This is a genomic window from Sphingobium sp. JS3065 (assembly GCF_026427355.1).
Taxonomy (GTDB): Bacteria; Pseudomonadota; Alphaproteobacteria; order Sphingomonadales; family Sphingomonadaceae; genus Sphingobium.
Genome location: NZ_CP102664.1, coordinates 580,562 through 603,376, shown reverse-complemented (window position 1 = coordinate 603,376; position 22,815 = coordinate 580,562). Strand labels below are relative to the sequence as shown.

18 protein-coding genes are annotated in these 22,815 nt (G+C 65.3%); 2 read left to right on the top strand and 16 right to left on the bottom strand.

Annotated features, from left to right (window positions below; translation table 11 throughout):
• Positions 1–21 precede the first annotated feature (21 nt).
• Positions 22–891 (top strand): NAD(P)-dependent oxidoreductase, encoded by an 870-nt coding sequence (locus tag NUH86_RS02915; RefSeq protein ID WP_267251193.1) that lies wholly within the window; start codon positions 22–24, stop codon positions 889–891.
• Positions 888–2,591 (top strand): amidohydrolase, encoded by a 1,704-nt coding sequence (locus NUH86_RS02910; RefSeq protein ID WP_267251192.1) that lies wholly within the window; start codon positions 888–890, stop codon positions 2,589–2,591. Before NUH86_RS02915 ends, NUH86_RS02910 begins: the two co-directional genes overlap by 4 nt.
• A 9-nt stretch (positions 2,592–2,600) precedes the next feature.
• Here the strand turns inward: NUH86_RS02910 and NUH86_RS02905 are convergent, their stop codons facing one another.
• The 16 genes from NUH86_RS02905 to NUH86_RS02830 all read right to left on the bottom strand — a co-directional run bounded on the left by NUH86_RS02905 (position 2,601) and on the right by NUH86_RS02830 (position 22,815).
• Positions 2,601–4,340 carry an MFS transporter gene (locus NUH86_RS02905; protein WP_267251190.1) on the bottom strand — a complete coding sequence of 580 codons (1,740 nt, stop codon included), beginning with the start codon at positions 4,338–4,340 and terminating at the stop codon, positions 2,601–2,603.
• Positions 4,340–5,092, bottom strand: a complete 753-nt coding sequence (locus tag NUH86_RS02900; RefSeq protein WP_267251189.1) for an FkbM family methyltransferase — start codon at positions 5,090–5,092, stop codon at positions 4,340–4,342. Before NUH86_RS02900 ends, NUH86_RS02905 begins: the two co-directional genes overlap by 1 nt.
• Positions 5,089–6,228, bottom strand: coding sequence for a glycosyltransferase family 4 protein (locus NUH86_RS02895; RefSeq protein WP_267251187.1), 1,140 nt, complete (start codon positions 6,226–6,228; stop codon positions 5,089–5,091). The genes NUH86_RS02900 and NUH86_RS02895 overlap by 4 nt, the downstream gene beginning before the upstream one ends.
• Positions 6,225–7,511 (bottom strand): hypothetical protein, encoded by a 1,287-nt coding sequence (locus NUH86_RS02890; protein ID WP_267252014.1) that lies wholly within the window; start codon positions 7,509–7,511, stop codon positions 6,225–6,227. The genes NUH86_RS02895 and NUH86_RS02890 overlap by 4 nt, the downstream gene beginning before the upstream one ends.
• A gap of 29 nt (positions 7,512–7,540) precedes the next feature.
• Complete coding sequence (locus tag NUH86_RS02885; protein ID WP_267251186.1) at positions 7,541–8,293, bottom strand: class I SAM-dependent methyltransferase; 753 nt, start codon at positions 8,291–8,293, stop codon at positions 7,541–7,543.
• Between the two features lie 61 nt (positions 8,294–8,354).
• Entirely contained in the window at positions 8,355–9,488 is a 1,134-nt protein-coding gene (locus NUH86_RS02880) for a glycosyltransferase family 2 protein (RefSeq protein ID WP_267251185.1), read from the bottom strand.
• A complete protein-coding gene (locus tag NUH86_RS02875) occupies positions 9,488–10,777 on the bottom strand; it encodes a sugar transferase (RefSeq protein WP_416365356.1) in 1,290 nt (429 codons plus the stop codon). Before NUH86_RS02875 ends, NUH86_RS02880 begins: the two co-directional genes overlap by 1 nt.
• 172 nt (positions 10,778–10,949) lie before the next feature.
• Positions 10,950–12,845, bottom strand: coding sequence for an XrtA/PEP-CTERM system amidotransferase (locus NUH86_RS02870; protein ID WP_267251183.1), 1,896 nt, complete (start codon positions 12,843–12,845; stop codon positions 10,950–10,952).
• A gap of 11 nt (positions 12,846–12,856) precedes the next feature.
• Complete coding sequence (xrtA, locus tag NUH86_RS02865) at positions 12,857–14,380, bottom strand: exosortase A (RefSeq protein ID WP_267251182.1); 1,524 nt, start codon at positions 14,378–14,380, stop codon at positions 12,857–12,859.
• Positions 14,377–15,603, bottom strand: a complete 1,227-nt coding sequence (locus NUH86_RS02860) for a TIGR03087 family PEP-CTERM/XrtA system glycosyltransferase (protein WP_267251181.1) — start codon at positions 15,601–15,603, stop codon at positions 14,377–14,379. Before NUH86_RS02860 ends, xrtA begins: the two co-directional genes overlap by 4 nt.
• A complete protein-coding gene (locus tag NUH86_RS02855; protein WP_267251180.1) occupies positions 15,600–16,661 on the bottom strand; it encodes a FemAB family XrtA/PEP-CTERM system-associated protein in 1,062 nt (353 codons plus the stop codon). Before NUH86_RS02855 ends, NUH86_RS02860 begins: the two co-directional genes overlap by 4 nt.
• Complete coding sequence (locus NUH86_RS02850) at positions 16,658–17,503, bottom strand: XrtA system polysaccharide deacetylase (protein WP_267251179.1); 846 nt, start codon at positions 17,501–17,503, stop codon at positions 16,658–16,660. The genes NUH86_RS02855 and NUH86_RS02850 overlap by 4 nt, the downstream gene beginning before the upstream one ends.
• A gap of 3 nt (positions 17,504–17,506) precedes the next feature.
• On the bottom strand, positions 17,507–18,742 hold the full coding sequence (locus NUH86_RS02845) for an XrtA/PEP-CTERM system-associated ATPase (protein ID WP_267251178.1): 1,236 nt from the start codon (positions 18,740–18,742) through the stop codon (positions 17,507–17,509).
• A 30-nt stretch (positions 18,743–18,772) separates the two neighbouring features.
• On the bottom strand, positions 18,773–20,359 hold the full coding sequence (locus NUH86_RS02840; RefSeq protein ID WP_267251177.1) for a hypothetical protein: 1,587 nt from the start codon (positions 20,357–20,359) through the stop codon (positions 18,773–18,775).
• Positions 20,359–21,291 (bottom strand): AAA family ATPase, encoded by a 933-nt coding sequence (locus NUH86_RS02835; protein ID WP_267251176.1) that lies wholly within the window; start codon positions 21,289–21,291, stop codon positions 20,359–20,361. Before NUH86_RS02835 ends, NUH86_RS02840 begins: the two co-directional genes overlap by 1 nt.
• Positions 21,292–21,303: 12 nt before the next feature.
• Entirely contained in the window at positions 21,304–22,815 is a 1,512-nt protein-coding gene (locus NUH86_RS02830; RefSeq protein WP_267251175.1) for an XrtA system polysaccharide chain length determinant, read from the bottom strand.

Genomic DNA, 22,815 nt, shown 5'->3' with positions numbered 1-22,815 from the left:
GCATCCAACTGATCGAGGCATATGGCTAAAATCGCGTTTATCGGCCTGGGGGTCATGGGCGGCCCGATTGCGGGGCATCTGGCGAAGGCGGGGCATGATCTGACCGTCTACAACCGCTCCATCGGCAAGGCGAAGCGCTGGGCGGAGGCCTATGGCGGCGCGGTCGCGATCAACCCGGCCAAGGCGGCCGAAGATGCGGAGATCGTCATCAGTTGCGTCGGCACCGACGACGATCTGAGCCAGATCACGCTGGGCCGCGACGGCGCCTTTCGATCGATGAAGCCGGGCGGGCTGTTCATCGACCATACGACGGTGTCGGCGCGGATCGCGCGGCAATTGTTCGTGGAGGGCGAGAGCCGGGGGCTGCATTGCGTCGACGCGCCGGTGACGGGCGGTCAGGCAGGTGCGGAAAAGGGCAGCCTGGCCGTCATGTGCGGCGGCAGTGAACCGGCTGTCGCTGCGGCCAGGATCGTGATGCAGGCCTATGCGCCGCGCATCGTCCATGTCGGGCGAGCAGGCGCGGGCCAGACCGCCAAGATGGTGAACCAGATCTGCATCGGCGGCATAGTGCAGGGCCTCGCCGAAGCGCTCCGCTTTGCGCAGGCAGCGGAACTGGATCTGGACAAGACCTTCGACGCGATTTCCGGCGGCGCGGCGCAAAGCTGGCAGATGGACAATTATTGGAAGACGATGGCCGCCGACAGTTTCGATTTCGGCTTCGCGGTCGACTGGATGCGCAAGGATCTGGGGCTGGCGCTGGAGGAAGCGCGGGCCAATGGCGCGACCCTCCCGGTGACAGCGCTAATCGACCAATTCTACGCCGATGTGCAGGCGATGGGCGGTCATCGGCAGGATACTAGCGCCATCGTGCGGCGGATCACACGGGCATGAGGGCCGCATTGCTGGCGGCGGTTGCCGCGCTTGCCCTGCCCGGCGTGGCGCTGGCTTCGGGCGTGATCGACAATGTGAACGGGATCGCGCTGGATGCCGATGGGCGGCTGGTGCGGTTCAAGGCGCTGACCATCGATGACGAGGGCAAGGTCGAAAAATTGCTGCCCGATCGCTATCAGGAACCGGAATATATCCGCCCCAAAAAGCGCCGGAAGAACGATCCGGAACCGGCGCAACCCAAACGTCCCGACTTCAAGCTGGATGCGGGCGGCAAGGTACTGATCCCCGGCCTGATCGACGCGCATGGGCATGTCATGGGCTATGGCCTGTCGCTGATCACGCTCGACCTGTCAGGCACGAAATCGTTGGCGGAAGCGCAGGCGAAGATCAGGGCTTATGCCGCCGCCAATCCGGGCCGGAAATGGATCATCGGCACGGGCTGGAACCAGGAACTTTGGGGCCTGGGCCGTTTCCCGACCGCCGCCGAACTGGACGCGGCGGTCAGCGACGTGCCGGTCTGGCTGGAACGGATCGACGGTCATGCGGGCTGGGCCAATTCGCAGGCGATCAAGGCGGCCGCCATTACCGCCGCGACCAAAGCTCCTGCCGGTGGACGCATCGAAATGGCGGGCGGCAAGCCTGCCGGCGTGTTCGTGGACAAGGCGATGGAACTGGTGACGCGAGTCGTCCCGCCGCCCGCGCCCAAGGACCGGGACATCGCGCTGGAAAAGGCGCAGCAGGCGCTGCTCAAACAGGGCATCACCGGCATTGCCGACATGGGCACCAGCATCGAGGATTGGCAGGCTTTCCGGCGGTCCGCGGATCGCGGAGCGCTGCGGGTGCGGATCATCTCCTATGCCTATGGCCTCGACAATATGGTGCTGATCGCCGGGCCGGAACCGACGCTCTGGCTCTATGACGACCATCTGCGCATGGGCGGTGTCAAGCTGGTCCTGGACGGCGCACTGGGGTCGCGCGGGGCTTGGTTGAAGGCCGACTATGCCGACGCGCCGGGACAGCGCGGGCTGCCGATGATCCCTTCGACCCAGCTCCGCAACATCATGAGCCGGGCGGCGATGGACAATTTCCAGATCGCGGTCCACGCCATAGGCGACGCGGCCAACAGCGAAATATTGGACGCCGTTCAGGAACTCAACGAAACCTACAAGGGCGACCGGCGCTGGCGCATCGAACATGCGCAGATTGTCGATCCTGCGGAACTGCCGCGCTTCGGGCAATTTGGCATCGTCGCCTCGATGCAGCCGGTGCATCAGACCTCCGACTGGCGCATGGCGACGGCGCGGCTGGGCGATGCCCGGTTGAGGGGCGCCTATGCGTGGAAGGCGATGCTGGACAATCGCGTGCCCCTGGCCTTCGGGTCGGACGTGCCGGTGGAAAGCCCCAATCCCTTTCCCGGTATCGCCGCCGCGATGAGCCGGGAGGACGCATCGGGCCAGCCGGGCGGCGGTTGGATGCCCGAACAGCGGGTGAGCTTCGCGTCGGCGCTGGATGGGTTCACCCGGCAGGCGGCCTATGCGGGCTTTGCGGAGAAGCGCTTCGGAAGCCTGATCCCCGGCCAACGGGCGGATTTCATCCTGATCGACCGGGATATTTCCTCCGCCAGCCCGAACGACATTCGCGGGACGCAGGTGCTGGAAACATGGATCGGCGGCAAGCGGGTCTATGTAAAGGGGCAATAGCCCCCCCCTTTACAAGACATCCCCGGCCGCGTTGAACGCCTCTTCCTCCGTCTCGGGCAGCGGCGGCTGGACGGGCTTGTCGCAGCCCTCTGCCTTCATATGTGCGCGCAGGGCGTCCATGCGGCCGAGATTCCATCGCGCCAACGGCACGCCCAGAGGCCGAAATTCAGCCCGGTCGAACAACTCGACCACATAATTTTTGCAGAGATTGTCGACCTGATCCAGCGTCAGCATGCCCAGGTTCATCACCATGGGCTTGCCCGGGACGCCATTGCGTCCCCGCACCAGATCCGTGACGTAAAGACCGCCGCGAGGATCGACCAGCACGACATCAGCCTGCGATGCATCGATCATCCGATGACTCGCAGCATAGGGCGCCACGAAGCCATGCGTGCGCCAAACGAGATAGGCGCTGCCGAGGAGCGTAATCGCCACCCCCAGAAAGACCGGACGCATCGCCCCCTTGCGAAAGCGCACCCAGCCCAGCCCCGCCAACAGGCAGAACGGCCCGATAAAGCCATGGGCATAGCGATAACCCCAGCCATAACCCTGCGCCAGCGCCAGCGCACATCCCGCAAAGCAGCCCAAAGCCAGCGGCAATGCGATTTCCTGTCCCCGGATCGCCTTGCGCCAGCGCATGGCGAACACGCCCAGCGTCGCCAGCGGCACCATCAATATATTGTTCCAGGCGGCAAAGCGGCTGAGATTGACCAGCGGCTGCCAGCGGTCGCCCAGCCGCTCGAACAGGCTGCCCACCTTGTCCGCCACCCCGGCGGATGGCCGAATGTCGGTCGGCTGGCCAAGCACATGCGTCAGGAAGGCAGGCCAGAGCTTGGCCCAGACGATGACGATGGCCGCCAGCACCAATATGTGAAAGATCGCGATTTTCCAACGCCTGCCGAGCAGCATCCAGAGGATGAAGGGCAGGATGAAGATCGGCGGAAAATGCCACTGATGCAGCCCCGCCGCCGCCAGCGCGACTACGCCCGCACTCAGATGTCCGACCAGTCCCCCGCGCAGCACCAGCGCCAGCCAGATCATGTTGAGCGCGAAATGCCCTGTCATGGCATAGGGAGTCATCGCCGTAACCCAAAGCTGCGCGGAGGACAGCGCCAGCAGCATCGTCACCCACACCGCATCGGGCCGGTCGGGGAAAAGATGCAGCGCCACGCGCCACAGCGCGAACAGACCGGCGATCAGCAGCACCGGCCCCGCCAGATTGGGATCGCCCAATTGCCAGAACAACGCCTGGATCGCGCTGTTTACCGGCAGATAGGCCGCCGTCCAATAATCCGCCGCGCCGAAGGGCGAGAAGAATTCCGGCATGATCGCCCGGCGATAGGCTTCCCACTCCATCGGGATGGGCCGCGCCAGGAAACCTTCCCGCATATAGGCGGCGGCAAAGCGCGCCACCTCCTCATCGCGGGAGATGGAATAATCCTGGAACAGCCAATAATGTCCCGCCCAGGCGACGAGGCCGAACAGCATCACCAGCGGCACCATCACCCGCGCCCGGGGAAAGGGCAGGCGCCATCCCAACCCTTCGGCAAAAGGTGCGGCCAGCGTCAGCAGCAGCAGCCCGCCCAGCAGTGCGGGAAAATCCTGATCGAGGAACAGGATGACGGCCAGGCTGATGCCCTGCCGATAGGTCACATGCCATAGGAAAGTCGCGCCCAGCCAGAGCGTCAGCCCGATCGCGCCCGCCAGAAAAAGGCGGGTGGCACTGACGGAGAGCGCTCTGCCGTGCATCAACGGTCCTGCGACAAATATGCCTGATTGACGAAGATGCCGTCCATCTCGACCAGCAGGGGGAAATGTCCCTTGTTGTTGGCGAAGAAGGCAGAAGGCACGAAAGCGCGGATCGCCAGCCAGTCAATCATGTCCCGATAGCCGGTGCCGCCTTCATAGATCGGCCGGACGCCGAGTTCGGTCTGCACCCCCGCCATTTCACCCAGCACGCCGCCCGCGCCTTCACAGACTGAGAGGTCATGACCCTGCGTGTCCATCTTGAGGAACGGCCGGGCGAAGCCGTGGGCGCGCTTCAATTCCGGCAGCATGCTCTCCAGGCGGCGGCACTGCATGTCGACGGTGCGCGTCACCTTGTTGCGGTCGGCAAAGATTGCGTCCTGTTCCCCGGACGGTTTCTTCAGGGAACTGAACTGGTCGGCGGCCATGATGTTGAAGCTGGCCGTCCCGTCGAAATCGGACAGCGCCATGTTGAACACATGCCATTTGCGGTCGGACGCGGCATTCCTCTCCAGTTCCGCGAAAATCTCCGGATTGGGTTCGAAGGACAGGATCGTGCCCCGGAACCCCGCATCCTTGCGCAGCATCGTCGCATATTGGCCGCGATTGGCCCCGACGTCGAACACGCAATCGATGGCAAATACGCTCAAAAACCGGCGCAACGCCTGAATTTCAGGATATTGATGAACACGGCCCGCCACAGCCAGCCGCACAGCCAGCGCCCGGTCGCGCAGTTCACGAACATAACGGCTCATGCTCGCGCCACGCTCCGGTAGATCGCGATGGTGGCCAGCGCCATCTCCTTCCAGTTACCCATTGAATCTCCATAGGTGCGCGCGCGCGCTCCCAAAGCCTGCCTGATGGCCGCGCTTTCTACGAGGGGCAAGAGGACTTGCGCAAGCGCCGCCGCATTTCCCGCCGGCGCCCTGACGGCGACTTCCTGCGGCAGGCCGGCGAACATGCCAGCGTCGGACGTCACCATCGCCTTGCCATGGTGCAAGGCCGAGAGGAAAGCGCCGCTGCTGTCGATGTGCCGATAGGGGAAGGCCAATATGTCCGCCTTCGCCATATGCGCGTCGAGCCGTTGTTCGGTCAGGAAACCGAGATCGGCGATCAGCCGATCGCCAAAGCCCGCCGCGTGCACGCTCTCGATCAGCGGCGCGACGTCCATGAAGGGCTTGCCCGCCAGCGCCAGTTCAAAGCGGTGCCCCGCCCGCCAGAGCGACAGGCAGGCCTCCACCAGCAGGTCGACGCCCTTATAGGGCCGGATCGTCCCGAAGAAGAGCAGGCGCGGCAGGGCGGCGTCCGGCACCTGCGCCAGATCGTCCGGCCCGGCGGACGCAAGGCGCATCGGCGGATGCGGCGTCACATGGATGCGCGCCGGATCGACGCCCTGCCGCTCCAGCGCCGCCCGCGTCGTTCCGCCATGGACGATCAGCGCGTCGAACATGTCGAGCAGATCGCGATAGCCCCTGCCCTGCACCCCGGCATCGGCATGATAGGCATCGGCATTATGGACCGTATGGACCAGCGCCGTCCTGCCCTTCAGCCGCCGCAGCATGATCCTGTCTGCAGGCGCCAACGGAAGCCATTGCATATGGGCGACATCGGCATCGGCCAGGGTGCCGAGATCACCCAGGGCGCAGCTCAGCCCATATTCCGCTGCCTTGAGCAGACGGAAGGCCTGCCCCTCCCCGATCCGCTGCCGCAACGCGTCGCTCCGGCGGAAGAAGCGCGGATCGTAACGATAGGCCTGCGGTTCGATCGCATCGGTCGCCCGCATCGGCCGACCGAGCAAGGTGACGTCCATCCCCTCCGTCGCCATCGCTGCGCAGAGACTGTCGTCATAGCGCCCGGTGAACAGCGACGGATCGCACATGGCGACCTTCATGCGCGCTTGCCCATCAACTGCCGCAGCGAAAGGCCATGGATGGCGGCGGCCACGAACAGCGTCAGCGTATAGAGGATCAGAAACAGTTGATCGAACCGCTCCGGCGCGAACATCCGCGCCAGCGGCACGCTCAGCAGCGAACCGGCAAGGAAGGGCAGCGACCGCCTGAGCAGCAGGGTGAACCGCCCCAATGCGCCCTGCACATAGACCGACACGCAAATGACCGCGAGCGCCAGCAACGCGCCGTCGATCAGCAACAGATCGACGCGGTCGATCGTTGCGCGGCCATCGAACAGCTTGGCGAACAGCCACTCGCCGAGCAGCAGCAAGGCCCCCGAAGCGCCCAGCGCGAAGAACAGCGCGATCCCAAGCGCCCGCCCCAACAACTGGCGCAAACGCGCTCTGTCGCCCGCATGGAAAGCCCTTGTGATCCGGGGCAAGGCCGCCTCCACCATCGCCCGCACGAGCATCGACAGCGACCGCGACATCTTGAAGAAGAAGTCGAAGATCAACATCGGCCGCGCATCATGGGTAGCCGCCGCAATGGTGAAATAGGGCGCGTTATAGGCCAGGATTTCCGAGACGGTGAAGGCCGCCGAAGCGCCGATGTCCCGCAGATAATGGGTCCGGACATGCCCTCCCCCGGTCCGGAAGGACAGCCAGTGGCGCGCCTCCATGCCCAGGCGGCGATGCACCAGCGCTATGGCATAGCCGATCACGGCGATGCTGACGCAAAGCTGCAATGCCACCGACAGGCGCGGATCCAGCCCTTGCAGGATGAACAGCAGCAGCGCAATCGTCATCACCCGGCGCAGGCAGTCGAGCGTTTCCCAGAGGAAATTCCCGTCCACCGCCGCAAGCGCCCGCTTGGCCAGGAGCGCAGGCAGGTTGATGCAGGCGGAGAGGAAAAACAGCAGGAACAGCAGCGGCACAGCGGTGTGCAAGCCGCCCAGGGCGAGCGCTACAATCAGGACGGCAAAACCACCGACGATCAGCAGGCCGAGGAACAGGAACAATATCCCCATTTCCTCCAGCCGGAAGCCGCCCGCCTCATCCTTCCCAAGCCCCAGCCAATGCCGCCGCAGCCGCGCATAGATGATGCTGGTCAGGCCGAACTCAGCGGAGATGGTGAAGTTGCCGAACGCCACCAGCAGCAGGAAGGACTGAAATTCGCGCAGCGGAAGCGCGCGCACGAATACATAGGTGACGGCAAAGCCCCAGATCAGCGTCAGCCCGACATTGGCGAGCTTGATCAGGGCAAGGATGCGGGCCGAAGCCTCCATCCGGGCGAGCGCCCTGCCGAGCGGTTCGCTCACCGTGGGTCGCTTCCCAGCGGCTTGCGCGCGCGAAACAGCCGGTCGTCCAGCGCAAAATAATGCCGCGTATCGGCATCGATCCCGCTGGCGTCGATCTCCTCCAGATCGAAACCCGCAGCGCGGATGCGGTCGGCGAAATCCGGGCCATATTGGCGCACATGATCCCACTGGCCGAAGCGCTGTTCGCGTTCGCGTGGAGGGATGTCGAAACTGCCGTCCTCGGTCGGCTTGTCCCATAGCGGCACGATCAGCCAGGCCTCCCCGCCCGGCTTCAGGGCGCGGTGGATGTTGCGCAGCACGGCATGATCGTCCGGCACATGCTCCATCACATGGCTGGCGTAGAACAGGTCGTACCGTTCGTTGGCGTCAAGCGCCATCAGATCGACGCGCCGCATGTTCGGCACAGAGTAGCGGGCGGGATCGAGATCGGCGGGCGTATAATCGGCGGCGGCGGAAAAACGCTTCACCAGACTGGCTTCATTGGGCGCCAGGTGCAGCACCGCGCCCCCTACCGGCACGGTCAGCACCTCCCCTGCGATGAGATGGTTCATCAGCCGTTCGCGAGGGGAGGCGCCACAGTTCGGGCATCCCCATTCGCCATTGTCGCCATAGCGGAAGAATCCCACCACCGTCTGCCCGCAGGCCGGGCATCCCCGGTTGGCCCGCCCGCCCAGCGCCTTGCGCACGGCCAGCATGGTCCGGGTCAGATGCTTGCCGGCGGCTTTCGCCACCCGCTGGAAAGTAATCACGCCTTGGCTCCGCTAAAGGGTAGGTCGCCTATACAATATGCCGCCGCTTTGGCGAGAGGGATCAGCGCGACTTGGCCGGATTCCAGATGGTGACGGTGCGGCCGGACATCGCTTTCAAGACGCCCTGCAGGGTCGCGACATAAGCCATGAGGATGTCCACCAGCGCCGCGAACGGGCCGCCCCTGGCGCGCAAGCCGCGCCAGAGAATGAACACGCCGGTCAATCCGCCGATCATATAGAGCGTCGGAGAAATCCGCATCGCCAGCGTCCCCGCCGCGACAATCCCTGTCAGAATGAAGAGGCCGCCGAACCAGCGCACGATCTTGCGCGAGGCATATTTGAAGCGGTCCAGCATAGCCATGCGCCGCAATTGCGGCCGCAAATGGCTGTGCGTGTGCCAGGCGCGGGCGGCGATGCGGACCTTACGGCGATATTCATCGCCTCGCGCCGCCACCAGCCGCTCGCGGGCGATCACATTCTTCGCCTTCACCAGCCGCTTGCCCGCAAAGACCACCGCCATGGAAACGGTCAAATCGTCCAGCACGCTGTCGGGAAACTCCGGATAGAGCGCCCGCCGGATCGAGAAGATCGACCCATCCGCCCCCAGCACATTGCCGGTGCGGGATTCCTCGTCCTTCAACCGTTCCTCGATCCGCCAGTAGAGCGAACCGACCGAGGCCGTAGCACTCTCCCCATCGCCCATATAATGCAGCGATCCCAGCACGCCGCCAATCTCCGGATCGGCATAGCGGGCCAGCAGGTTGGCGATGGCGTCGGCGTCCAGCATCACATTGGCGTCGGTGAAGATCAGCACGTCGCCCCGTGCCCTGGCCGCAAGCAGCTTCATGCCATGCGCCTTCCCGCTCCGCCCCGGTCCGCGCAGCAGCGTCACCAGATCGCCCTGCGCGGCGATCAGCGTCGCCGTTTCGTCCGAGGAGCCATCGTCGAAAGAGAGGATTTCGAGGGTCGGATAACGCGCCTTCAACATCGCCAGATTGGCGAGCTTTTCCGGCATCGCCGCCGCCTCATTATAGGCGCAGAAGAGGAGCGATGCGGAAGGCGTCGGCCCCGCCACAGGCCGTTCCGGCCGCGTCGGCAAGGTGCGCAGGATCAGCGGATAGAAAAGAAACGGCCACGCCACCACCACCAGCGACAGCAGCAAAACCAGCACGGCGACAAGATCGATCGCGTCCATCAATAGGCCTTGTGATGCACCAGCACGCCGATGGTCGCGACGATAATGCGCAGGTCGCGCCAGATCGACCATTGGGTCACATATTCCAGGTCCGACTGGAGCCGGTCGATCAGATCCTGATGATGGTCCGTCGATCCGCGATGTCCGCGCACCTGCGCCAGGCCGGTCATGCCCGGCTTGATGCAATGCCGCTCCCAATAGCGATCGTCGACCTCCCAATAGAGGCTGTCCCCCGCCTTGGCGGCGGCGGCATGGGGGCGCGGACCGACGATGCTCATATCGCCGCGCAACACGTTGAAAAGCTGCGGCAGTTCATCGATGCTGGTCTTGCGCAGGAAACGGCCGACCGCCGTCACCCGGTCGTCGTCGCGCCCCGTCAGCTTGTCCGCCTTATGATCGCTGGCCTCGGTACGCATCGATCGGAACTTGTAGATGCTGAACGGCCGGGCATCGCGGCCGATGCGCGGCTGGCGGAAGATGACCGGGCCAGGGCTGGTCAGCTTCACCGCCAGCGCCGCCGCGATCAACACCGGCGACAGGGCAATGGTCGCCGCCGTCGCCACGACGATGTCGAAGAAACGCTTGATCAGCCTATCGCGAAACTGGAAAGGCCCCCCCGCCACGATGATCGTGGGCTGGCCGTCAAATTCGTCCACTCGCGCCGGGGCGAAACGCAGCAGTTCCGGCACCACGATCTCCCCCCGTGCGGAGAGCGATTTCAGCGCCACCGACCAGTCGCTCATCCGCTCCATCGGACAGGCGACGATCACCCGCTCCGCCATGCCAACGGCGGCGGCGAGGCGCGCGGCCATGTCGGCGTCATGCCCCTTGGGGTGCAGTCCAGCGGCAGCCGCCTCGATCACATGCATGTGCGGGCCTGTGTCGATCGCCACGCCATCCATGATCACGACGGTCAGATGCGGCACCTCGCCCAATAGCAGCGTGCCCAGGCGGCCGATGGCAAGCCGAACCACCGCAACGCCGACCGCCGAAAAGCCAAGGCCCACGATGAAGGTCAGACGCGAAAGCTGCTCCGCGATCTTGCCCAGATAGACGATCAGCAGCATCAGCATCGCCGCCTGCGCCAGAGCCAGAAGACTCCGGAAGACGCCGCGCCGCAGATCCTCCAGCATATGGATGCCATAGGCGCCGCCCTGCACCCCCAGCAGCACGTAGAGCGGCGCGATCATGGCGAACATGATGAGGCCGTGGGGCTTGCCCGGTTCCCCGGAAAATGCGCCCAGCACCAGCAGGTTGGCCAACAGAAAGGACAGGAAAAGCCCCGCCATGTCCCCCAGCAGACACAGCAGGTACAGGCGCACCCGCACGATTTCCTTGGAGACTGTCACCTATGGACCCTGATCAGCTTGAGCGTGTCCGCTCCGTTGGCACCCCTTGGGAAGGCTTTCAAGATTGAAATCCATCGTGCTCCCGCGAAGGCCGGAGCGCCTATCGCTCCGATCAAAGGCTGAACAGCCCGGTCAAGGCCTTGTCCAACATCAGCAACTGCCACAGCAGCCGGCCATGATCGGCCAGACCAGCCTTGTGATCGGCGGCCACCTTGCCCAGCATCCTGGTATCGAACCAGCCGGTCTTCGCCAGCGCCGACCCTCCCGCAATCGCCGTCGCCTCCCCGGCGAGGGGCCCGCGGAACCAGGCGCTGATCGGCGTGACGAAGCCCATTTTCGGCCGGTAGAGAATGTCCTGCGGCAGATAAGGCTCCATCGCCTTCTTCATGAGATATTTGCCGCTATTGCCGCGAATCCGCTGGGCGACCGGCAAGCGGGCGGCGAACTCGACCAGCCGGTGGTCGAGCAAAGGCTCACGCGCTTCCAGGCTGACGGCCATGCTCATCCGGTCGGTCTTGGTCAATATGTCGCCGGGCAGCCAGATGCGGATATCGGCATATTGCGCCCGGTCCAGCGGATCGCGGGCAGGCGCCTCCGCCATGGTCTTGATGTAGCGGTCCTCAGCCCGATAGGCGCCGAGCCGCGTCTTCATATCCTGGCTGAACAGCTTCTGCCGCAAGGCATGTGGCGTCACCCCGACCGAAGCGGCATAGGCTTCCCCGCCCTCGCCCGCGAGTTCAAGGAAAGTCGACTTGGCCCGCAAGGCCCGCGGCGCCCAGTCGGCCTTGGGATAATAGCGCCCCAGCGTCCCGAACAAGGGCTGGCGCACCGAAGCCGGGATCAGCCCGCGCAACCGTTCCCCCTGCATCTGGAAACGATGCCGCCTATAGCCCGCAAAGGCCTCATCCGCGCCGTCGCCCGACAGCGCGACCGTCACCTGCTCCCGCGCCAGTTCGCATACCCGATAGGTCGGCAGCGCCGAGGCATCGGCAAAAGGTTCATCGAAATGCAGGGCGAGCGTATCGATCAGCCCATAATCATCCGGGGACACGATCCGCGTGCGATGATCGGTGGCGAAGCGCCGCGCAATCCGGTCGGCATGGGCGGTTTCGTCCAATTCCCTGACGTCGAAACCGATGGTGCAGGTCTTGACCGCCTGCTTCGACGCTTCGGCCATCAGCGCGACGACGCTGCTGCTGTCGACCCCGCCCGACAGGAAGGCGCCGAGCGGCACGTCCGCCACCATGCGGGACCGCACCGCTTGCCGCATCAGCGCGACCAGTTCCTCTTCCAGCGCTTCCGGTTTCGCCTTGCTGCGGTCGGCAAAGCTGACATCCCAATAGCGCTGCGGCTGAGGCAGAGGCCTTCCGCGCACGATCCGCAAAGTTTCCCCCGCCCCAAGCTTGCGCACGCCCGCGACCATGCAGGCATCGTCGGGCACGTAACCGTAAGCGAGATAATCCTCGACAGCCGACAGGTCCGGCGCGCGCCGCAGCAGCGGATGGGCGAGCAGGCTCTTCAATTCCGACCCGAAAATCAGGCTGCCGTCCGACAGCAGCGCATAATGAAGCGGCTTCACCCCCAACCGGTCGCGCACCAGCCAGAGCGACTGCGCCCGCGCATCGAACAGGGCAAAGGCGAACATGCCGTTGAACTTCTCGACACAGGCCTCGCCCCATTGACGATAGCCGTGCAGGATGACTTCGGTGTCGCTGTTCGTGCGGAAGACATGGCCCTTGGCCTCCAGTTCCGCCCGGACCTCCATGAAATTGTAGATCTCGCCATTGAAGACGACGGCGAGACTTTCATCCTCCGTCAGCATGGGCTGCGCGCCGCTGCCAAGGTCGATGATCGACAGGCGCAGATGCCCCAGCCCCACGCCCGGCGCGGTCCAGATGCCGCTGTCGTCCGGCCCGCGCCACGGCATGGCGTCCAGCATCAGCCCGACCCGCGCCGGATCGACCGGCTTGGCCGTTTCAAGGTGGAAGATGCCCGCTATTCCGCACATGCGAACAGGCTTTAGCGGGTTCTGAGGCTGCGGTCAGCCAAATCCTTCACATCGCCCAGATCGTGGAGAAAGGCGCGGATGGCGGCGTCGGACGCCCGTCCTTCCCCTTCTTCCGCCGAGACGAGGATGGCGGCGGCGCGCTGGTCGCCACCCAACAACCGGGCCTTCATCGTCTCCAGCTTGACCAGATGGCCGCTGCCGGTCGGACGCGCCGTTCCAACGACATAGAAGCTCACCACATGGCGCACCACGCGACCCGGACCGGTGATCTGCTCGCCCCGCGCGTCAGCCGGTGCAGGAGCCGGCTGCGACCATGTCCAGTCGCCGTCGGGGTCGGCGGCGCCCTGTGCGAAGCCCACCAGCTCGCGGCCTTCATCCTGCCGGTCGAAGGTGGCGATGGCGAGGTCGACGACCTGCCCCGCTGCGTTGCGATACCGCGCCATGACCCGATAATCGGCGCCGTCGAAGCGCGGCCGCCATGGATGGAGCGGGCCTTCATCGCTCGACGCCCAGCCCTTCACCCGCGGCATGGCGGGCGCTCCCCGCAGAGGCTCTCCCGCTGCGGCGCTGGCCGCCAGCCAAAGCGGCGCCGCGACGACGATCGCCACCGCGCCGCCCGCTATCAGGCCTGTGCCCGAACCGCCCCTGGCCCGCAGCCGTTCCGGATCGAACCAGGGATCGCCAGGCTTGCGGTCGAAAAAGGGCCAGGCTGCGGCCATCACCAGCGTCATGACGACGGCAAAGAAGACCCAGCCATAGACGACATGATCGAAACCCGCCGCCGCATCGATGGTCGTCATTTCAGCGACGAAGATCGTTGCGAAGGCCCGCACGCCGTTCGCCAGGATGGACAGCGACAAGGCTCCAACCATGAAGACGATCCGCCGTTTCCAACTGGTGAAGCAGACATTGCAGACCAGCAGGCCATAAGCCGACATGGCGATCACGAACTTGGCGCCGGAACAGGCCTCCGCCACCTCGAAATAGCCATTGGGCGTGGTGATGAAGATGCCCTGCATCTGCGCGGGAATGCCGGTCACATGGAGCAGGACCATGCTGATATGCGCCGTCACCAATTGCAGGGGCGCGACGATCTCCTCACCGAAGGGCACCATGAAGAAGGCGTAGAACAGCGGAAACAGCAAGGCACGCGACACGGCCGGACCGAGCAATGCGATCACCGAACCCTGCAACATCAGGATCAGCGCGCCGTGGCGAACCACGGCCACCCCTGCCGCCGCGCCAAGCAACCAGGCAAAGGCCCCTAGCCCCAGCCAGATCAGCCCCGGCGCCCAGGCGGTCGGCTCCAACCGGCGAAGGCCTGGCAGGCGCTGCTGCACCAGCCATGCGACCAGGATGGGAATGAACAGGCAATGGCCGTAGGTGGAAGCGTTCCACCAGATCGCCATCATGCCCAGCATATCGCGATAAAACAGCGCCAATATGGTGAAGGCGATGATCGCGAGCGCCGTCAGATGACCGCGCCAGCCAGCAAGCTCGACCCCCGGCTTCATGGACAAGACGCGCTCGGTCATGCTGCCCTCATATCGGCAGGTGACGATCCGAACAGCATGTCCGGCAACCTGGCCAGCGTGGCGGACCAGCGATAGCGCTCCTCCATCCGCGCCCGCGCCGCCCGACCGAGACGTTCGGCATGGTCCTTGTCCGACAGCAAGGCGACGATCTTCTCCGCTTCCTGCGCCGGATCGGCGGCAATCAGCAGATGCTCCTCATCCTGAGCGTCGATCCCTTCGGCGGCTTGCGGCGACGCGACGACGGGCCGCGCCATCGCCATCGCCTCCAGCACCTTGTTCTGGATGCCCCGCGCAATCCGCAGCGGCGCCACCACCACATCCGCCGACGCCAGCCAGCCGCGTACATCGGGCACGGCCCCGGTCACGATCACACCGGGAAGCGCCGCCAGCGCCCGAACCGATTGAGACGGATTGCGGCCCACAATCGCGAAAACCGCCTCCGGGCATTGGGCGCGAACGGCGGGCAGGGTTTCGTGGGCGAAGCTCTCCACCGCCTCTACATTGGGGCGGTAGTCCATCTGCCCGGTGAAGACGAGCAGCGGCCCATTCCCGCGCTCCACCGAAGGAAAATCCGCCACCGGATCGAAATAATCCAGCGCCACGCCATTATCGATCCCGACGATGCGATCCGCGCCAAGCCCGCTGGCCTGCCGGAACAGGGCCGCCTCCGCCTCGCTCACGAAAGCGCAAAGATCGGCGCGTTCCGCCACCTTCCGCTCGAAATCGAGCAATACGCGCCCCTCGCGCCGGTTGATCCAGGCCATCGGGCCGGACCCTTGCGCACCATAAGCGGCATATTTGGCAGAATCGAAATCCACGAAATCCATGACGAAGCGCACCCCTTCGGGCAGCACCGGCACGAAATGCGCCATCTGCGCCGAATAAGTGACGACTGCCTTGATGGGCCGCTCCGCCAGCAGCTTCGCCACCCAGCGATGCAGCCCCGGATGATCGAACAGCGACACCAGCAGCGACTGCCCCGTCGCCAGACCCTTCAGGCCCGCCACCATGCGCGAACGGTCCCGCATCAGCACATACTGGCTGGCGGTCAGCTTCGCCATGTCGGGCGCGAACCCCATGTCCCGCGTATCATCTGCGAAGCAGCCGACATGGACCGGCGCGATCTGCGCCATCCGCTCCAGCAGATGATAGGAGCGGATCTTGTCCCCCCGATCCGGCGGAAAGGGAATGCGATGGCAGAGAAAGAGAATTTCCCCCGTCACCCCAACCCCCGCGCGATGAAAGGGCCGACAAGGTTCGCGACTGGCAAGGGCAGTTTCTTCCAAAGGTCGATCCGCCGTTGATATTGCGCGCTGTTGGGATTGATGTCGCGCCGTTCGCCGGTCGCAGACCAGCTATGATAGGAAAGCGGCACAGGATCGAAGCCGAAGCTCTTCTTCCAGGCCGCCTGACCGCTGCCCGTCTTGGACCGCCCGAAATCGAAGACGTTCATGCCCCGCGCCCGGCCATGGCTCATCAACCGGTAATACATGAGTTCATTGGATCGCAGACGCCGCGCATCCGCGGTCCCGCCACCCCAGAAGGGCAGCACCCGCCCCCGATGATAGAGGGTCAGCACTGCTGAAACCGGCCGCTCGCCCTCATGAACGACCAGAATGTCGGCATCCTCGCCAAAAGCCGTCAGCGCTTCGCGAAACAACCGCGCCGGAAAGACCGGCGTACCGAGATTACGCACGCTTTCCGAATAGACGCGATAATGCGCCTTCAGATGCCGCGCCTCCCGCCCGATCTCGACGCGCAGGTCCGGGTTCGACAAGGCCTTGCGCAGTTCGGCGCGATGCTTGCGCGGCACGGCCAGCAGTTCCGCCTCATCATCATCCGCAATCGGTCGCGCGAAGCCGAGATGACTGCCCTCATGCAATGCCCAGCCCTCACCCGGCACCGGCCCGCCGCGCAATTCCGCAGAACCGATGCGGCCATCCCGCACCATGCCCTCGCAAGCCACGGCCAGCGCGCCAACGACTGCCGGATCGCTCGCGAGAATCCCGCCATCGACGGCGAAACCCGACGACACCAAAGCCTGCCCGAACAGGGCGCTCTTGATGTGATGCAGCGGCAACAGCCCGACGATCTGCCCCGACGGCGCGATTGCGGCCAGCATATGCGCCCGATTGCCCGTCCCCCGCTCGACGCCCCGCAGCCAAGCCGGACGATGAAAGGGCGTGCCCTCCGGATGCGCCATCACGAACGCATCCGCCGCCGACCGCTGCGCCGGATCGGCCAGATCGAGCGACTTGACCAATATCTCCCCGGCCATCACCTCGCCCGCTCCGCTTCCTGCGCGGCAAGGACATCCACCCGCGTCCAGGCGAAATCCCGCGTCAGGCGGCGCAGCTTGCCCGCCATGCCGGAAAGATTGGTGTAATGGCGAAAGCGCGAACGTCGTGGCGCATCCTCCACACGCGGCTGGTCCGGATCGATCTCCCATGGATGGAAATAGATGATCGCGGGCCGCCGGTCGCGCCTATTGACCTGCCGGATGGCCCAGCGCGAAAAGCCATAGGGCAGCAGCCGGAAAAAGCCGCCTCCCCCCGCCGCCAGCGTTCGCCCCGCCAGCTTCGCCGTCGTCACCGGCAACTCGACCAGAGGCGCCCCCGCCACCGGCTTCCATGCGAAGCGCGGGCTTTCCGGCCAGCCATAATGATCGTGCCGGATCGGTGCGACGCTGCTGCTATAGGCATAGCCTTCCTCGGCCAGCACCTCATGCGCCCAGGGAACGCGCCGGTCGATGGAGAAGCTCGGCGCGCGATAGCCGGTCACGGCCTGCCCGGTCGCATCCTCCAATATCGCGCGCGAGCGGCGCAAGTCGGCCCGGAACTGCGCTCCGTCGAAGGTGAATATCCGCCGATGGTCATAGCCGTGGCTGGCGACCTCATGCCCCGCCTCGACGATGCGCCGCATCAGCGCCGGATAGCGCTCCGCCACCCAGCCTAGCGTGAAAAAGGTTGCCTTGACCCCGGCCTCATCGAAAAGCGCCAGCACCGCATCGGTGTTGCGTTCGACGCGATGGGTCAGCCCCGCCCAATCCTCGCGCCGGATCGTGCGCTCGAACGCGCCGACCTGGAACCAGTCCTCGACGTCAACGGATAGGGCGTTGAGCATGGATCACGCAGCGGCGCTGTGCGGCGCGTCACCCATCCGCTCTTCCCGCTCGACCCATTCGACCAGCAGGGTCAGCACCCGGCGCAGCGCCGTGTCCTGTTCGGTCACGCGGAATTCCAGGGTCGAAAGCCGCTCCTCGATCAGGGTGAAGCAGTCCTTGAGCGCTTCGGGATCGACAGTCGGCACGGCGCGGGCAAAGTCGTTTTCCGCCCGCAACATGTCGATTTCCGCCCGCAGCGAAGCGATTTCGTCCAGCAGGTCGATCGCTGGCTCGGTCCGTGCAGAGCGAAGCGTATCGACCTCCGCCCGCAGCGCGGCAACTTCATCCGGTACAGCCGGATCGACCGCAACCGGCGCGACCTCGGGCGTCTCGACCAGTTCCTCGGCTTCATCCAGCACGCTATGCGCCATCGGTTCCGGCGTCACATCGGCGTCCGCGCCCATGTCGTTGACGACCGCATAGACAACCTCTGCATCGATCACCGAAAGCTGGTCCAGCGCGCCCAGCAGCAGCACGCGGCTGACCAGCACGTTGATCCGGCGCGGCACGCCGCCGGTCGCGGCGTAGATGGCGGCGAAGGCCTCCGGCGTGAACTGCGGATCGCCCTGCCAGCCGACCAGCGACAGGCGATGCAGGATATAGGGTTCGACCTCCCGCCGCATCATCGGGTCCAGATGATGGGTGGCGATCACGCGCTGGCGAAGCTGCTCCAGTTCCGGCGATTTCAACAGGTCGCGAAATTCCGGCTGGCCCAGCAGGAAAATCTGCAACAGCGACTGCCCGCCCAACTGGAAGTTGGAGAGCATCCGCAATTCCTCAATGGCCGAGATGGGCAGATTCTGCGCCTCGTCCACGATCAGCAGCGACCGCTTGCCTGCGCGCGCCTGCGCATGGAGATAGGCTTCGATCTGCTTCAAAATCTGCGCCTTGGGCATGCCGTCGACCGCAAGGCCGAAGCTTTGCGCGGCGAGGCGCAGCATGTCGTCGCCCTCCACCTGGGTCGACACGATCTTCACCGCCGTCAGCCGCGAAGGGTCGATGCTGTTCATCAAATGCCCGACCAGCGTCGTCTTCCCCGCGCCGATGTCGCCGGTGATGACGATGAAGCCTTCCCCCTGCGCCAGGCCATAGCCGAGGTAGGACAGCGCCTTGCGATGGGTTGCGCTCTCGAAATAGAAATGCGGGTCCGGCGTTAGCTGGAACGGGCGTCCCTGCAATCCGTAGAACTGATCGTACATATCTATCTCTCCACCCGATCGGGCATTGGCTTAAAATGTATAGCGCAGGCCAAGCTGGCCCATGGCGTTGATGACGGCGTCCAGATTGTCCGCCTTGGCGCTGTCGACGCCGACCGAAGCCGACGCCTGCAAATTGCGGGTGACGAGGCGGTAATAGCTGGTAAAAGCGCCCAGGTTCAGCACGTCCAGGCGATTGCCGCTGGCGTCGAAATAATTGGCGTAGACCGCCGTATCGATGCTCGACTGGCTGTCGACCCGATAGGTGAGCGAGGCGTTGCCGTACCAGTTCTGGTCCCTGGTCCCGCGCACCAGCACCGTGTCGCCGGAGGGCGTGACGAATTTGCGCTGCGAATAGCCAAGGCCGATCCCCATGCCCCACGGCCCGCGCTCCGCCGCGAACTGCGCCGCTACGCCGCGATAGCGGAAATTGACGCCGGTAACGCCCGCCAGCGCGTCGTTGAAACATTGTCCGCCCCCGGTGGTCGAGGAAACGCAGCCGGTGAAATCGCCAGTGAAGGGATTGCGGATGATATTGAGGTCGCTGCCCGAAAGGGCCGCCACGTCGGAAGTGATGACCCGCCCAAAGCTGTCGATCCCGTCGAACACCACCAGGGAGAAGGACTTATTCCGCCCCTGCCAGATGAAGGTGCCCGAATAGGTCATGCCGCCATAGCGTTCGCCCACCCGCGCCGTCAGCGATGTTCGGCGGCTCGGTCGCCAGAGCACGCCGACATCCCAGATGATGTCATCGAAATCATAAATGAGTTGGCGAGGTGAAGCGTTGTCGGTGACATAGCGGCCGCTGGAGGAAATCACCGGTAAGCCATTGGAATCTAACAAGGGAGAGCGTTGGCTGATCTCGATTTTCTCATATCCGACGCCGCCGATCAGGGCGAGCGTGGGCGAGACCGGCAGGGTGGCGTCGAGCCGCGCCCATTTGTCCTCGAAACGCTGGTCGAGCTGGCTTGCATCTTCCCGGCTGTAGCCCGCGCTGGCGACTAGGCCGAGCGGCATCCAGACGCCCGGCCCGACGCCCACCGAACCCATCAGGTCATGGGTGGTCGACTCCGCGAATCCATTACCCAGCGGCGCGCCGGGGAAGTCGACATTTATGTCGTCCTCCACCCGCGCATAGCCGAGCCGATAGGAGGCGCCGATGTCGAGATCGCCCAGCCGCGTCGTGTAGGACGGGCCGACATAGCCGGCATAGACCTGGCTGCTGTAACCGTCATTGCGCACCGAAGCGCCGGAAAAACCGTCCGTCCGCACACGGGTCGCGAGGCCGCCCGCATTCAGCGTCAGGCCGCGCGCCAGGCCATATCGGCCGCTGACGATGCCGCTGATGATGTCCTGATCGCTGAGGTCGCCGCCCCAGCCGAAGCTGTGCGCATATTGCAGGTCGGCGGCTGCCTCGAAACGGCGCGTCTGCACGCTGGCCGTCACGCCCGCCGTGACGTTGGTATAGGTCAGCACGTCGCCGCCGCCCTTGATCGGCGCGACCACGACCTGATCGATGCCAAGATAGGGGGTGACATTGACCTTGCGCCGTTCATCCTGCGCGAGGGCGGGCGAGGCCAGGGCGATGCCTGCGAGAAGGAGGGCGAGGCGAGAGATCATCAGCCCATAGGCTCCTGAGCATAATAGCTGCCGAAACGGCGCGCGTTTTGGGCGAAATTCACGCCGTTGATCAGCAGCTTCACCTTGGACGCGCCCTTGAGCAGGCTGGCGGCGTCGCGCAGGGCGCTTTCGCCCGTGCGGTCGGCCCGCACCACCAGCAGGGCGACAGCGGCATGGCCCGCCAGCACCGCTGCCGCGGAAGCCGCCAGCAGGGGTGGCGAATCGAACAGGATGATGCGGTCGGGGCGGCCTTCGGTCAGGCGGTCGAGAAGCATTTCCGTGCGCGCCGACGCGAGATATTCGGTGTCGTTGTTGCTGCGCTGCCCCGCCGGAAGGATGGAGAGCGAGGGGATGTCCGTGCGCAGGACGCAATCTTCTATGGCGATGGCGGGATCGGCCAGCGCATCCATCAGGCCCAACATCTGGCCAGATTCGGCGGTCAGCCCCAGAGCCTCCGGAATGCCGGGCTTGCCGAAATCGGCGTCGACCAGCAGGATTTCCCGATCCTTCTCCGCCGCCAGGCTGAGCGCCAGGTTGATCGCGCAAAAGCTCTTGCCCTCCCCGCTATGGGCGGAGCAGATCAGCACCCGGTTGCCGCGTCCATTGCCCACCAGTTCGGCGAGCAGATCGCGCTTCAGCAGACGGAATTCCTCGCTCATCGCGGTGACGGGGCCGTCGGGGAGCAGATAGCCCGCCTCGACCAGCGCGATGCGGTCGATGGGCTGCACCGGGCCGGTCCAGTCCGGGGCGCGATAGCCCGGTTCCGGCGCGTCGGCGGCGATCGGCGCAGGCTGGGCGGCCTGCACGACGGGCGCATCCTCCGGCACCTCGACCGCGGGCGCGGCGCGCCCGCGCAGGGCCGCGTTGAAATCGTAGATTTGCGTCGCCCGCTCGATCAGCGATCCGCCCGAAAGGGATTTATGCTCGTTCATTTCCCGTCCTCTTCAGGCCAGCCCGCGCTGGACGAATTCGATGACGACCAGCAGCAGGCACAGCGCCGCCAGTCCGCCGCTTGCCCCCGCGAACCATTTCATCCGCTGCTTTTCCACCGCGATCTGCACGGCATTGACGGTCTGGCTGATCGATCCGATCACCGGCACGCCCAGCGCCTTTTCCAGCCGCGCCGCATTGGGGAAGCCGCCCTTCAACTGCGCCATGGCAAAGGCCGTGCCGACACCCGCGCCGATCCCCAGGACCAGCACGCCGAAAAGCAGCAGCGGCCGGTTGGGCGCATCGGGCACCGTCGGCAGATTGGGCGGATTGACGATGCGGAACTGGACCGAACCGGTTTCCGACTTCACGTCGCCGCGCAGGCGGATTTCCTCCCGGTCGGCCAGCATCTTGTCATATTGGGTCTTGAGCACCTGATAGTCGCGGTCGAGCCGCTCCTGCTCGGCGGCGAGGCCCGGCTCGTCCGTCTGGCGGGATGCCATGGCGTTCAAATCAGCCTGCAACTGCGCCTTGCGGGCGGAAAGCCCCTGCACCGTCGCGGCGCGCTCCGCCTGCATCGAGCGGATCGAAAGATAGGCCGGATTGGGCGTGCTGCCCGCGCCGCCGCCGCCCTGCCCGCGCAGCAGGTCGACCTGCCGCTGGGCCGCGATCACGTCCGGATGGCTGCCGGTGAAGCCCCGCGCCCGCATGGAGGCAAGGTCCGCCTGCGCCTGCGAGAGTGCGGAGGGTCCACCCGAAGCGCCCACGCCCGGCAGGGTCTGCGGCGTGCCCGCCAATTGTCCGTTCATCGCCGCCAGCGCGCTTTGCGCCTGCACCAGTTGCGAATCGATCGAATTGATTTCCGACCGGGCCGCATCCATGCGCTGGCCGATGGACCCCGCGCCCGGCAACATCCCGGCATAGCGCTGTTCGAATTCGACGCGGCGCTGTTCGGCGACGGCAAGCTGCCTGCCCCGCGCCTCCAGTTGCTGATCGAGGAAGGCGAGGCTCTGTTTCGTCTCCACCTTGTCGGAGGACAGGTTGGTTTCCTGGAAGATGTCGACCAGCTTCTGCACGATCTGCTGCGAAATCCGCGCATTGGCACCGTCCGACAGGCCGGAGTCTGCCCATGTCGCGCTGATGTCGATCATGCTGGGGTCCAGTTGCGCGACGACGGCGATGCCCTCGCGCAGCTTGGTGATCTTCGCCGCCAGGTCGCGGGGGCCGTCGACGGTCCGGCTGAGGTCGGTTTCCTTGACCACCCGTTCCAGATTGGCGGTGCTGGCCAGCGTCTGGCGCACCCGGTCCAGATCCTGCTGCGACTGGACCTGGGTGATGCCCACCTTGTCCTCCAGCATGGACTGGGTGTTCACATAGACCCGCGCCTTGGATTCATAGCTGTTGGGGATGAGCGCGATGCCCAGCCACCCCGCCAGGCACACGCCCCAGGCGACGGCCAGCGCCAGCCAGCGGCGGAGCCAGATGCCATGCAGGAGGACCAGCAGTTCGTCGACCAGCGCCGCCAT